The following is a 14315-nucleotide window of genomic DNA, read 5'->3' on the forward strand; positions in this document are numbered from 1 at the left end:
TCCATTCATTCGTTTATTCCTCACTTCCCTGCTTCTTTTCTTTTTCAAACAAAGCACTTATTTCTTCATCTGCTCTTTTGCCTGCCACCAGGCACGCATACCAGGAACTAAGGAAAATAGCTGTTACAACAATCATAATCACTTTTATCATCGCTCCGTCCTCCCAAGAAAAAAGGACCAAGCCAGCTAACAGAATCTTTTAACTAACCTAGTCCTTAACATATTTTTTTACAATGTATTGCAACCGAATGGTTTTTCACAAACTTGACCGCCTGTGAGAATGGATATAATTTTGACAGGACCAGTAGCAATAGGTTTCTATCTTTAAGAGCTCCTGCCTTCTCATTTCTACTATGAGAAATTCATTCCCGGTCTATGAATTTTCTACCCTTTATGGTATAATAGAAAAAAGACTAAATTGGCGTGAGCCCTTATTTTATAAGGAATCTGCTAACTTAGTCTTATTTTAACATGACCACCTGAGCCTGATGCCCCCATAATTGCAACAAATTCTCCTTTTTCCACTTCAAAAGAAATCCCGTCAATTGCTTTTGTAAGGCTTGATTTACTTCCGTAATACTTTTCGATTTTATCAATAGTTAAAATATTATCCATTGTTATCTCCCTTCCACATGTTTTATGTAATTCATAAAGCTTTATAATCTTCACATTACATAAACAGTGTATACTTTGCCTTGAGATTTGTCGCATTTCTAATATTACTAAACATTACAATTTTGTAATATTAGTTTTTTATGTTTATATTTTAATAATTCTCATATTTGCTCTTAATGTTAGATTTTTAATATTAATTTCTTAAATATTATTTTTTAGCATTATATTTTTAACATTATTTAAATCTAAAACCCATAATAATCATTCTTACCAAACACGATTTTTATTTCTGTATATTCATTTTGGATAGACCAGGCAGAAACCTGATGACCTAATTTGCTACATAGATTTTTTACTATGTACAGCCCCATGCCTGTAGACTTTTGTCCCAGTCTTCCATTCTCACCTGTAAATGATTTTTCAAAAATCTTTTTCAAATCCTGATTTGGAATTCCGATTCCGTTATCATAGATGGATAATATGACTTTTTCTTTTTCTTCTGTGGCACTTATTTTCAGCACAGCCTTTGTATCATTATGAGACATTGCAATATTTTTGCAGTATTTAATACTGTTATTTACTATCTGATTAATAATAAATTCCAGCCATTTTTTATCAGATTTTACTGTTATGTTTTTAATGTTTATTTGTGGTTCAATATTTTTTTCCAAAATATCGTCCTTGTTATTCATAAGAACTTTTCCAACAACCTCTTCCAAATTCACGTCTTTTATTATGTAATCTTTTTCACTGCAGCTACTTCTTACATAATACAAAACCTGTTCAACATAATTATCCAGACGTCTGATTTGCTTTATGTATTTTTCGTCCAACTCATTTTTGTGATTGTGACACATTAAAACAAGACTTGCTATAGGAATTTTCACTTCGTGAATCCACATTTCAACATATTCTTTAAAATCTTCCACGTTTTCCCTGTAATCACTTACGTTTTCAGTCATGGATTTATTAATTTTATAAAGACTTTCCCAAATAAGTTCCCCCTCATAAAAATCCGGTTTAGTTAAGGTTTCCAAAACTAAATATTTTTTGTCCAATCTTTCCACATTAAGAAGAAGTCTGTTATAGAATTTTCTTTTTCTTAAATAATTAATTAGTAATTGCAGCCCGCCTGTAAAAAAATACAAAAATGTAATTATTGCAACTATTTCAACAGGTAAGGCAAAAACTCTCATGACCATTAAAATAACAAAATAGCTGACAGCACTAATTGTTATTGTCAGCCATTTATCTTTTATGTATTTACTTAATTTCATAATAATATGTAACCCTGTCCCTTTCGAGTTTCTATAGCATCTGCGCATCCAAGAGATGCCAGTTTATTTCTCAATCTGCTAATATTGACAGTAAGTGCATTGTCATTAACATATTCCTCATTGTTCCACAAATCTGTCATTAACTGATCTCTTGAAACAATTCTGCCTTTGTTGTTTAACAGCAATGCAAAAATAATCATTTCATTCTTTGTTAAAACAACCTGCTTAGTCTCTGATTTTATTATGCCCCTGCTTAATTCCACATTAAGATTATTGTATTTAACATTGTCAGTTTTTACTTCCATTCTTTTAAAAATATTTTGAATTCTTAACAGAAGAACTGTAGGGTTATAAGGTTTTGTAATAAAATCATCAGCCCCGTAGGACATAGACAAAACTTCATCTACTTCACTTGTTCTGCTGGTAACCATAATTACCGGCACATCTGATTTTTTTCGTAGCTCTTTTAAAACCATTTCTCCATTTAGAATTGGAATATTTATATCAAGCAATATTAAATCTGCTTTGCTTTCTAAAATAAATTCTATTTGATTTTCAAAGTTATCCATTACTATTGTTTCATAGCCACTGTTTACAAGTAACTTCTGCAACTCATTCCTTATGGATACATCATCTTCAACAATTAATATTTTTTTCATTCTATTCCTTTTATCTGTTTACGGATATTATTAATTTTATGACTTTTTGCTTCAATCATTTTCTAAATTTTACTTACCCCGGTTCTTGCATAACTACTTTTTTCTTATACTAATTCTGCCTCAACTATTTTTTTATCGATTAATTTAACTTTATTTTTACTCAACTATCTACATAATTAGATTACTTTAGCAGCCATAACAAATTCTCTGATTTTCTCTCTGCTTTTGCCAACTCCGTTGTCGTTTTCAACTCCTGATGAAACATCTACGCCATCAGGTTGTACTGCTTTTATGCCATCTCTTACATTATCTCCGTTAAGTCCACCGGCTAATATAAATAACTTATCGTCTCGTTTAATGTTATTTAATAAGCTCCAGTCAAAAGTTTCTCCACTGCCGTATGTTGGTGCATCAAAAACATAGCCTTTTATATTTCCTATGTTTTTGTACTTTCCAAGTTCTTCTAAATCGTTTACATTAAAAGCCTTTAAAACATCAATTAATGTTTCATTAAACAAACCATCCGGCAAGTCTTTATGAATCTGCACAAAGTCAAAGCCTGCATTTTCAATGCTTTTTACCTGCTCAATGCTAGGCGACACAACCACTGCAACCTTTTTTATATTTTCATTTAGAGAAGCCATGATTTCTTTTGCTTTATCCAAAGTTATATTTCTTTTACTTTTTGGAAAATATAAAACCATGCCTGCCATGTCTACATTATTTTCATTTAAATATTCTGTTTCTTCAACATCTGTAATACCGCAAATTTTTACTATCATATTCCTATTACTTTTAATTTAAATATGGAAACACTTTTGTATGTTGTGTGTTTTTCCAAGTACCAATAAGTTAGCCCCTTCTTTTAGGACAGTATCAGGCATAACCTGCAAATTCATATCATTTTCCTTCTTAATTGCCAAGACATTTATTTTGTGTTTTCGTCTTAAATCTAAATCCTGTATTTCTTTTCCAATCCACTCTTTTGGAATCTCAACTTCAATTATTGAACAGCCTTCTCCCACGTCAATGTAATCTGAAATATGATTAGCTGTATATCTTATTGCTGTCCAGTTAGCAAGTTCACGTTCAGGATAAACTACCTGGTCTGCTCCATTTCTTACCAAAAACTTGGCGTGTACATCTCTTGCAGCTCTTGAGACAACCATCTTGGCACCTTTTTCTTTCAACAAAGATGTTGTCTCTAAAGAATTTTGAAAATCGTCTCCAATTGCCACAAAACAAACATCAAAATTATCCACACCTAATGTATCCAAAAATTCTTCATTTGTCGCGTCTCCTATTTGAGCACTTGTGACGTAAGGTAATACCGCATTAACCCTGTCTTCCTTTACGTCAATTGCCATTGTCTGATGACCTAATTCATCTAATGTTTTAGCAATATGTCTGCCAAATCTACCTAATCCAATTAATAAAACTGACTTCATTTTCCCTCCATACAATTTATATACATTTCTATTTCTTGTATTTTTACGCCTCATTCATTTTCATTCCTGATTCTTCATTTATCATGACGCATTATAATTCTTTACTATTTTACTTTATCCTACCATAATTTTCTCTTCAGGTAATCTAGATACATTATAATTCTTATTTGATAAAGTTGCAAAAATAACTGTTAAGCCACCAACTCTGCCTAAAAACATTAACACAATTAATACTATTTTGGAAACCATGGACAAAGATGGTGTAATTCCCAAGCTTAAACCTACTGTTCCAACTGCCGATGCTGTTTCAAACAAAGATTTCATTATAGGAATGTTATCTGCAATACTAATAACAATACCGCCAAACATAAACAAAAATGTGTACATTAACAGTGTTGCCGAAGCTGACCTTGCCACTTCATTGGACAGTCTTCTTTTAAATAAATGTGCATCCTGCCTTTTCCTAAAAACTGCTACGGCTGTTGAAAATAATACTGCCACTGTAGTAACTTTCATACCACCAGCTGTTGAACCGGGTGCTGCACCTATAAGCATTAAAATAATAGTAATTAACTGTCCCACACCTGATAATTGGTTTAAATCTACTGTGTTAAAGCCTGCTGTTCTAGGTGACACAGCCTGAAATAAAGATGCCAAAACTCTGTCTTTTTCTGAATCGAAATTCCAAGTTGCTTTTCCAAATTCAAAAAAATAAAAATATAGCACCGGTACAATTATTAATATTGATGTTACTCCAAGAATAACTTTACTTTGCATTCTGTATCTTCCAAAATGAAGTTTGTGCTTTTTTATGTCATCCCATGTAACAAAGCCAATACCGCCAATTATAATTAAAAGCATTATTACAACATTAATTAAAACTGAAGATGAAAATGTTGTTAGTGAAGAATAATGCTCTCTTACACCCATTAAATCAAAACCTGCGTTACAAAAGGCTGATATTGAATGAAATAATGAATACCATATACCTTTTATAATGCCAAACTGTTTTGCAAATTCAGGATACATTAACACCGCGCCTGCCAATTCAAAAATAAGCATCATCTTCACAATAAAACCTGTTAGTCTTACTATACCACCCATTTTATGTGCTGATATTGCCTCCTGCATAAGTGTTCTCTGCCTTAAACCTATTTTTCTACCTGACATTCTTGTTAACAGTAGTGCTATTGTTATAACACCCATGCCGCCAATTTGAATTAAAACTATAATAACACCTTGACCAAAGGCTGACCAGTAAGTAGCCGTATCGTGAACTACAAGTCCTGTTACGCATGTAGCTGATGTTGCTGTAAATAAGGCATCCACTACAGATGTAAATTCTCCTGAGCTACTTGAAATTGGAAGCGTCAAAATAAAGGTTCCTAAAACTATAACGCCTAAAAACCCGAAAAAAATAAATCTTGATGTTGATATATGTCTACTCTTCTTCATGTTATCTCTTTCTACTCCATGTGGTTTTTGACAATAAAATTAAGATTGGGAATATTTCCAATCTTCCTGCAAGCATGTCACCTATTAAAACCAGTTTAGACCAATCGCTAAACATTGAATAGTTTGATGCCGGACCAACCATATCCAGTCCCGGTCCTATATTGTTAAAGCATGATGCTACACTTGAAAAATTAGTAAGTATACTGTGACCATCAACGGAAATGAAAATGAAACTTAAGAAAACAATAACTATGTATGCAACAAAGTAACTATTAACCGCCGAAACAACTTCTTCTTTTACAACATTTCCACCCATTCTGATAACTTCAACTTTTCTTGGATTTAAAGTCTTTCTAATGTTTCTTTTTACACTTTTTAAAATAATAAGTAAACGGCCACATTTAAGACCACCGCCTGTACTTCCGCCGCAGGCACCAACAAACATAAGCATAAGTATTATTGTTTTTGAAAAATTAGGCCACAGATTAAAATCTTCTGTAGCAAAACCTGTTGTGGTAATAATACTTGATACTGTAAATGCCGCATGATGTAGTGCTTGTCCTACTGATGAAAACATACCCGAAATGTTTATTGTTATAAGAGCTACGCTTGATAAAATAATAACAACGTATGTTCTAAGTTCACTATCTTTTATTATTGACTTGAATCTTCTTAATAATACTAAATAATAACAACTGAAGTTCACGCCAAATAACAGCATAAAGATGGTACAGACATTCTGTATGTATGGGCTGTAGCCTGCCATACTGTCTCCTTTAATACCAAAGCCACCTGTTCCTGCAGTACCAAATGCTGTACAGACTGCATCAAAAACAGGCATTTTCCCAATAATTAAAAAGATAAAATTAAGTCCCGTAAGTCCTATATACATTAAATACAAAATAAGTGCTGTATCTCTCATTCTTGGAGCCAGCTTACCAACTGTTGGTCCCGGACTTTCTGCTCTTAACAAATGCATTGTGAATCTGTTGCTTTTTCCATCAGCCGGTGCAATAGCAAGTAAAAATACAAGGACACCCATCCCCCCAAGCCAATGACTAAAACTTCTCCAGTAAAGCATGCCTTTTGACATAGCTTCAACATCTGTTAAAATTGAAGCTCCTGTTGTTGTAAAACCTGATACTGTCTCAAATAATGCATCTACAAATGAAGGAATTTCTCTTGAAATAAAAAATGGTAAACAGCCTAATATACTAAGAACAATCCAGCCTATACCCACTGAAACCAAACCTTCCTTTGCAAAAAATCGCTTATTTGCCTTTCTACATAATACATATAGCAACGAAGCAATACCTAATATAATTACAATAGAAACTATAAATCCTATAACTGCATTCAAATTCTGACATGCTGCACTAATAATTAATGCCGGAAGCATAAATGCCGCTTCTACAGCTAAAATCTGTGATATAAATTTTCCTACAACTTTATAATTCATAACTTTCCCTCAATCATTGAAATATATCATTTAATTGATGTAATACTATATCCCCTGTTGCTACCACAATAACAGTATCTCCATTTTGGAAACATGATTCACCATTTGGAATTTCTGTTTTTCCTTTATGTGTTATACATGCAATAATAACATTATTTACTAATTTCATGTTTTTAAGTGAAACACCACAATTTTTTGTTTTCTCATCTGCAATGAACTCTACTGCTTCCGCCTGTCCATCTGCAATATTATGAACTGATATAGCCATTCCTGTCTGTGCCCCTAAGGCTCTAACATAACCGACTATTGTATTACAACATAATTCCTTTGGGCATACTACACTACCTAAATTAAGGCTGTCCTGAATACTGCTTCTGTCAGTATGTCCTACTTTTGTAATAACTTTCTCCACGCCACATGCCTTAGCATACATGGAAATAATTATATTTAACTCATCCATTCCTGTTAAGGTAATAAAAGCGTCACAGCCACTTATGCCCTGGCTTTCAAGTAATGTTTTTCTACTTGCGTCACCATGAATTACAGTAACTTCAGGAAGAAGCTCAGCTAACTCCCTTGCTCTATCTTCGTCTTTTTCAATTACCTCTACGGCTACTCCCGAGTCAATTAATATCTTTGACAGATAATAGCTTACTTTTCCACCACCGCAAATAATTGCATGTTTTACCTTGTGAGATAAAAAGCCTAAGTTTTTCAATAAAATAGTAAGGTTCTGTGATGGTGCTGTAACGTAAATTCTATCTCCTTCTTTTAAGATAAAATCACCATTTGGAATATGCACTTCACCGTTTCTTCTAACGGCACAAACCAATACCTTACATTTTACAATTCCATAAAGATCATTTAATGAAATATCTTTTATAATGCTGTCACTATTTATTCTAAGTTCTACTAATTCCACTCTTCCTTTTGCAAAAGTATCTCTCTGTAAAAATCCCGGATATTTTAACAATCTTTCAATTTCCACTGCTGACTGCTTTTCCGGATTAACTGTTAAAGATAAGCCAAAGGCATCGCGCATGGTATATATTTGTTCACTGTATTCAGGATTTCTGATTCTTGCAATAGTATGTAGTTCAGGATTCATCTTATGTGCTGTCATGCAACAAAGCAAATTAATTTCATCTGCACTTGTAGATGCAATTAAAACATCAGCTCTGTCAACTCTTGCTTCAGACAAAACGGACATTAAGGCACAATTTCCATTAACAGCCATAATATCGTATCTCTCCAAGCTTGCGTCTAATACTTCTCCATTAGTGTCTATTAAGGTTATGTCATAACCTTCCGCTGATAACTTCCTAGTAAGATTTGCACCTACTTTTCCATCTCCAGCAATAATAATCTTCATGAGATTTTCCTCCACATTCTTATCGTTAATGCAATGAATAACTTTATGGCAACATCTATAGTATAGCACTATTATTTATAATCTCAACAACTGTTAAAAAATAGTTACAACTTTTAAAAATAAGTTACAACCTTTGACAAGTCCTCAAAGATTTCTTCAGTCATTTTTCTGTATTCTTCCTCAGGATATTTCATGTCAGGTATACATATAACTTTAATTCCGCCGTCATGAGCCGCTTTTATGCCTGCCTCTGAGTCTTCTAAAACAAGTGCTTCCTCAGGCTGTACATTCACCTTCTTACATGCCTTTAAAAATACCTCAGGATTAGGTTTTCCATTAACAACCTCATCACCACAAATTTCGCCGTCAAAATACTGTGCAATTCCTGCCTGTTTTAAAATCACATCAACTCTGTCTCTATTACTGGAAGTTGCAACCATTGTTTTATAATTGTTTTCTTTAAGATATTTAAGTAACTGAACAATTCCTTTTTTTAATGGCACTCCCTTTGTTTCAAACTCTTCTGCCATTCCCTTATGAACATAATCTATACATTCCTCATAAGGGAAATCCTCGCCATATTCATTAGCTATAATACTTTTGCAGACAGGTTGTATTTTTCCCAGTAGATTTTTGTAAAAATCCACTGTCATGTCTTCTCCTCTTTTTTGTAAATATCTTCGATACCACTCATAAGTAACTCTCTCGCTGTCAATCATGAGCCCATCCATATCAAAAATTACTGCCTTAATCATTTATCTTCTCCTTCAAAAAAAGTCCTTAGCGTTCAACTATTTTAACACTAAAGACCTATTTTATTCAATGGTTTTATATTCTATTTTCAAAGCCTTCTTTAAAACTTTTCAAAATACGTCTGCCAATTTTTAACTCTCCGAAATCTTCCTTTAATTTAATAAGATAATTGGAATAATCTGCAAACTTAACATAGTCGCAATTAACTATTTCACTTTTGTTACACTTCAAAAATTTCGTTGAACCTAATTCAAGAATTAACTGTTTTGTCGACTTGTAAGGTGCTTCTACAATCTCTCCATCTTTGCAATAAATTGACAATGTAGAAATTTTGTTATCTATGTAAACAATATCATTTATTTTTACCGGGCATACAATACCATTTGTTTTAAAATAAATATATTCTCTTTCCTTTTTCGCTGTGTAATTTTTAAGAGTAAACTGAACTGCTTCTTTGAATTCATCTTCTCTGTAATATTTATCAAAATACTGATAGCAATGTAAATGTGCATAGGCGTGTAGTTTTGGATCCTCCAGCGATGTTGTAAAAATAATTGGCGTTGCCTTGTATCTTTCTATTTCTCTTATATTATCAGCAAAAGTCATACCTGACATATCACCGTTTTTTGTTTTTTCCAAAATTATGTCTACAATAAATAAATCGATACTATATTCCATGGCATATCTGTAGGCATCAGCACAATTATCTGCCTTAAAAATCACAACATCTTCAAGCTGTTCTAAAATATCGCAGGCTCTATCCATGTGTCTCTTGTTATCTTCCACTATCAATATTTGTTTATCTGTTGATTGCATTTGTTTTTCAATCCCCTTTTTCTTATTTTTTAGTTAATTATTCATTTTAAAAATTTCAAATTTAATTATTTTTATTTTCTATCAAAACCTAGTTATTTTGATTGAATTATTTTGATTTATTAAACTTAGCTATTTTGATTGAATTACTTCAATTTAGTTATTTAGCTTTAATTATTTACTAAATGTTTTGTTTAACAATATATCAAATTCTCTTTTCTTCTCTCTGCCACTGAGGCTTTCAAAATACAATTGAAACTCCCTACAGTCGCTAACCTCGCCTTTTAATATGTAATCTGTACTAACGTCAAAATACTTACTAAGTTTTATGCATCTGTCTATTTGTAAATCATTTTCACCTTTTTCAATATTCTGATAAAAAGGAACTGACTCAATCCCCAATATTGATGCCATTTTTTCCTGAGACAGATTATGCTCTCTTCTAAGTGCCTTAACACGCTGACCTATTTCAATATTTTCTTTCGTTATTTCCTTTTTCTTCATTTGTCATCTCCATAGTTATTCTATATGAATTTTATATGGTTTAAATGTTTTATTCTACATCCCTTGGTAGTTTTACTGCATACCTTAGGTGTGTATTTTTCTTTTATGGCAAGAATATTGTTTTGTTTTTATCTCTTTTTAAAGAATAAAAATAGCACTTCCATAATCCTATATAATAGGGTTATAAAAATGCTATTTTTTATGTTTTATATTCTTTTGTAAATTAAAGCGGGATTGAAATATTATCCCCAAACTTCTTCGGCAATTTCTTTTACTAATTTTATCTTTGCCCACTGCTGTTCTTCTGTTAATTTATTTCCAATTTCACAAGAAGCGCATCCGCACTGTGGACTTAAATATAATCTGTCTAAAGAAACATATTTAGATGCTTCCTTTATTCTGTTTATTACTGTTGTTTTGTTTTCTAATTCAGGAGATTTTGTTGTAATTAATCCAAGTACAACTTTCTTATTCTCACCAACTGACTTAAGTGGCAGGAATCCACCTGAACGTTCATCATCATATTCTAAATAATATGCATTAACATTTTCCTTTGCAAATAATGTTTCAGCTACACTGTCATAAGCTCCTGAGCTTGCGTAAGTTGAATGGAAATTTCCTCGGCAAACATGAGTATTTATTGTCAAATCTTCCGGAGCTGAATCAATTGCTAAATTATTTATATCTAATAACTGTTTCTTGATTTTTTCTAAGCCTTCCTCATCTGTATCAAAAATTGCACAGGCATTTGGATCAACAACCATTCCCCATGAGCAGTCATCTAACTGTAAATTTCTGCAGCCCTTGTCATATAAATCTTTAATGAATTTCTTATAACCATCTGCAATGTCCTTTACTAATTCTTCCTTGCTATCATAATACTTTTTAGTATTTTCCCATGCAAAAGGCATAATCATCTGTTCTAAGAACTGAGCCGGTGCAGGTATGGTAAGCTTTGCTACAGTGTTCTCATCTTCAAACTGTTTTAAAAATTCATAATGTTCAATAAAAGGATGCTTGCCACTTAACTTGATTTTTCCAACTACATAAGTGTCATCAATCATAGCATCTTCTCCATGGAATGGAAGACCATGTTCTGTCTTGCTGTGACCTACACCGTCAAAAGCCCACATGAAATCTAAATGCCATGTGGCTCTTCTAAATTCTCCATCTGTAATGGCATGTAAGCCAATTTCTTTTTCCTTGACTACAAGTTCAGTAATTGCCTTGTCTTCAACTTCTGTTAACTGTTCTTTTGTAATCTCACCCTGTTCGTACTGCTTTCTTGCTTCTTTTAAATATTCAGGTCTTAAAAAGCTACCAACGTGGTCGTATCTAAATGGTGTTTTATTATACATATTTTTCTCCTATTCGTTTATATATTGCTAATTGCTATGATGTTAATATATCAACGATAAAAAAAATTGTATAATACATTTTTCTTTTACTTGGTTATAGTTTTAAACTATGGCTGTGATATTTAAATTACTACTTTTCAATGCATGTTTTCTAATATCTTTCTTACCTGATTTAAAATATAATTTTGTTTTCTAATCTATTTACTACTTACTTTGAAATAAATTTTTGTTTTTTAATTTATTTACTACTTATTTTGAAATATATTTTCTTATTTACCAATATATTTCTTCAAAGCTTCCACATATATTTTTCCCAGTGGGCTTAAACCTGATTTTTTGTGGGTAATATATCCGATTCTCATGTTTTCATTCCCCTCAAGCGGTACTGCGATAATGTTTGCTCCATTTAATTCCTTATCAATTACTCCACTGCAAACAGTATAACCATTAAGACCAATCAAAAGATTAAACAAAGTAGCCCTGTCTCTTACACGAATATTTTTCTTTTTTTCCTCACTTGAAAAAATTTCTTCAGAATAATAAAAAGAGTTATGTTCACCCTGTTCAAAGGACAAATACGGATATTCTTCCAAATCTTTAAAAGTAACCTTTTTCTCTTTCGCCAAAGGATGTTTACTGCTTATAAAAACATGTGGTTTTGCAACTAAAAGTTCCGTAAACTTTAGCTCATTTGACTTCAACTCCTTATTTAAAATCACCTGATTAAAGTCATTTAAATAAAGAACGCCTATTTCACTTTTCATTTTTGCCACATCTTCTATGATTTCGTAAGTCTGTGTTTCCCTTAAACAAAAATCATATTTTTCTTTTCCATATTCCTTAATAAGTTCTACAAAAGCATTTACAGCAAAAGAATAATGCTGTGTAGAAACACAAAACTTTAATTTTCTGCCACTTGTGCCCTTGTATCTTTCCTCTAAAAGTTGTGACTGCTCTAAAACCTGTCTTGCATAGCCTAAAAACTCCTCACCCTCTTTTGAAATAACAATGCCTTTATTGGTTCTTCTGAAAATTTCAATGTTCATTTCTTTTTCAAGGGCATGTATGGAATTAGTCAAACTGGGCTGCGATATAAACAACTGTTTTGCAGCTTTTGTCAAAGTTCCCGTATCTGCAACTGCTATCACATATTTTAACTGCTGTAAAGTCATATTTGTAAATCCTTTCTTTTTCAATTATAAACGAAATTGTAACATATATCCAACCACGCCACCAATTACTGAACCAACCATCCAATAGCACCAGCTAAAAAGAGCCACAAAAAACATTACTTTACGACCTCTTTTGGTTTCACCGTCAACAGTACAGTTTACAGCATAAGTTTCATCTGTCATAGTCATCTAAGAAGTGATGTTTCTCCCCTGATTTCTTGTATGAAATAACTGTATCTAAATTTACATTTTCAACGCTTTTGAAAATATTGCTCTCCACATAAGGATTAACCTGTTTTAAGTTTTTAATAAGTTCTTTTATTTCCACACGCTTTGATCTGTTTTCTTCATTGTTACAGGTTGTGCAAGTGTCTGTAAACTTGCACGCACACTGTATGAAATGTAAGTCGTTATAGTCTCTCCATGACTTAATGTCATCTTCACGAATTAAATATAACGGTCTGATTAATTCCATGCCTTCGAAATTTGTACTGTGAAGTTTTGGCATCATTGTCTGAACCTGAGCACCGTACAACATACCCATTAATATTGTCTCAATAACATCATCATAATGGTGACCTAATGCGATTTTGTTGCAACCTAATTCCTGTGCGAAACTATATAAATGGCCTCTTCTCATTCTTGCACATAAATAACATGGTGACTTTTCCACATTAAATACTGACTCAAAAATATCTGACTCATATATATCAATTGGGATGTTTAGTTTCTTTGCATTGTCTTCAATGACTTTTCTATTTTCAGGACTATAACCTGGATCCATAACTAAAAACTTCACATCAAAATCAAATTTGTTATGTCTCTTTAATTCCTGAAAAAGTTTTGCCATAAGCATTGAATCTTTACCACCTGAAATACAGACAGCAATTTTGTCTCCCGGTTTTACCAGTTCGTAAGTGTTTATTGCCTTGGCAAACTTAGACCAGATAGTTTTCTTATATTTTTTTCTAATACTCTGCTCTACATCCTTTGCTTTGTTTTCTGCAATTTCTTCGTTCATTGTGTCCATAAGCCACGCAATGTAACCACCTTCAAGATTCACTGCATCATAGCCCTTTTCACAAAGATTCTCTGCTATTTCTAAACTGTTTTTTCCTCTTGCACAACATATAATTAATTTTTTTGAAAAATCTATATTCTCATTATTCTCTATGTTATCAGGGGAAACATGTATTGAACCAGGTATGGCACCATAAGAAATATCCAATTCACTTCTAATGTCTATAACCTGATATGAATCTTTATCCAATGCTTTCATTTCTTTTGCTGAAATGTTCATAATTTTCCTCCAAATATTATATAAGTATCATTTGATTACTAATAATCTTTTATAATTATCTTTATAACTACTTTTTTTGTAATTTTTTTCTACTTTGTCCAAAATATTTTTCTGTAGAAAACATGTGCTA

At 32.3% G+C, this 14315-nt stretch carries 15 protein-coding genes and 1 pseudogene; all 16 read right to left on the bottom strand.

The genetic code is table 11. The annotated features are described in order from the left end of the window. Positions 1–13: 13 nt before the first annotated feature. The 16 genes and pseudogenes from ACZM4J_RS08380 to ACZM4J_RS08455 all read right to left on the bottom strand — a co-directional run bounded on the left by ACZM4J_RS08380 (position 14) and on the right by ACZM4J_RS08455 (position 14185). Positions 14–151, bottom strand: coding sequence for a hypothetical protein (locus ACZM4J_RS08380; RefSeq protein WP_161276450.1), 138 nt, complete (start codon positions 149–151; stop codon positions 14–16). A 326-nt stretch (positions 152–477) separates the two neighbouring features. Further along, positions 478–615 (bottom strand): annotated as a pseudogene (locus ACZM4J_RS08385) (ABC transporter ATP-binding protein); the annotation flags it as partial. Positions 616–860: 245 nt separating this feature from the next. Further along, entirely contained in the window at positions 861–1892 is a 1032-nt protein-coding gene (locus ACZM4J_RS08390; RefSeq protein WP_412335498.1) for a sensor histidine kinase, read from the bottom strand. Beyond that, positions 1889–2551, bottom strand: a complete 663-nt coding sequence (locus ACZM4J_RS08395; RefSeq protein WP_412335500.1) for a response regulator transcription factor — start codon at positions 2549–2551, stop codon at positions 1889–1891. Before ACZM4J_RS08395 ends, ACZM4J_RS08390 begins: the two co-directional genes overlap by 4 nt. Positions 2552–2727: 176 nt before the next feature. After that, positions 2728–3333: a phosphoribosylanthranilate isomerase gene (locus ACZM4J_RS08400; RefSeq protein WP_489485977.1), complete on the bottom strand. Its 606-nt coding sequence runs from the start codon at positions 3331–3333 to the stop codon at positions 2728–2730. An 18-nt stretch (positions 3334–3351) separates the two neighbouring features. Next, entirely contained in the window at positions 3352–3999 is a 648-nt protein-coding gene (locus ACZM4J_RS08405) for a potassium channel family protein (RefSeq protein WP_428244592.1), read from the bottom strand. A 114-nt stretch (positions 4000–4113) separates the two neighbouring features. Then, positions 4114–5454 carry a TrkH family potassium uptake protein gene (locus ACZM4J_RS08410; RefSeq protein ID WP_412335505.1) on the bottom strand — a complete coding sequence of 447 codons (1341 nt, stop codon included), beginning with the start codon at positions 5452–5454 and terminating at the stop codon, positions 4114–4116. A gap of 1 nt (position 5455) precedes the next feature. Further along, positions 5456–6913, bottom strand: a complete 1458-nt coding sequence (locus tag ACZM4J_RS08415; protein WP_022165419.1) for a TrkH family potassium uptake protein — start codon at positions 6911–6913, stop codon at positions 5456–5458. 13 nt (positions 6914–6926) lie between these two features. Next, positions 6927–8285: a Trk system potassium transporter TrkA gene (gene trkA / locus ACZM4J_RS08420; RefSeq protein ID WP_022165420.1), complete on the bottom strand. Its 1359-nt coding sequence runs from the start codon at positions 8283–8285 to the stop codon at positions 6927–6929. Positions 8286–8398: 113 nt separating this feature from the next. Next, a complete protein-coding gene (locus tag ACZM4J_RS08425; RefSeq protein WP_022165421.1) occupies positions 8399–9040 on the bottom strand; it encodes an HAD family hydrolase in 642 nt (213 codons plus the stop codon). 73 nt (positions 9041–9113) lie between these two features. Further along, positions 9114–9854 (bottom strand): LytR/AlgR family response regulator transcription factor, encoded by a 741-nt coding sequence (locus ACZM4J_RS08430; protein ID WP_022165422.1) that lies wholly within the window; start codon positions 9852–9854, stop codon positions 9114–9116. A gap of 171 nt (positions 9855–10025) precedes the next feature. Then, on the bottom strand, positions 10026–10355 hold the full coding sequence (locus ACZM4J_RS08435; RefSeq protein WP_022165423.1) for a helix-turn-helix domain-containing protein: 330 nt from the start codon (positions 10353–10355) through the stop codon (positions 10026–10028). Positions 10356–10597: 242 nt separating this feature from the next. After that, positions 10598–11713 carry a 5-methyltetrahydropteroyltriglutamate--homocysteine S-methyltransferase gene (locus tag ACZM4J_RS08440; RefSeq protein ID WP_022165424.1) on the bottom strand — a complete coding sequence of 372 codons (1116 nt, stop codon included), beginning with the start codon at positions 11711–11713 and terminating at the stop codon, positions 10598–10600. 269 nt (positions 11714–11982) lie between these two features. Next, a complete protein-coding gene (locus ACZM4J_RS08445; protein ID WP_302689243.1) occupies positions 11983–12885 on the bottom strand; it encodes a LysR family transcriptional regulator in 903 nt (300 codons plus the stop codon). Between the two features lie 24 nt (positions 12886–12909). Further along, on the bottom strand, positions 12910–13074 hold the full coding sequence (locus ACZM4J_RS08450; protein ID WP_022165426.1) for an AzlC family ABC transporter permease: 165 nt from the start codon (positions 13072–13074) through the stop codon (positions 12910–12912). Further along, positions 13058–14185 (bottom strand): PP-loop family protein, encoded by a 1128-nt coding sequence (locus tag ACZM4J_RS08455; protein WP_022165427.1) that lies wholly within the window; start codon positions 14183–14185, stop codon positions 13058–13060. The genes ACZM4J_RS08450 and ACZM4J_RS08455 overlap by 17 nt, the downstream gene beginning before the upstream one ends. Positions 14186–14315 lie beyond the last annotated feature (130 nt).

It is taken from the genome of Eubacterium sp. (genome assembly GCF_057858645.1).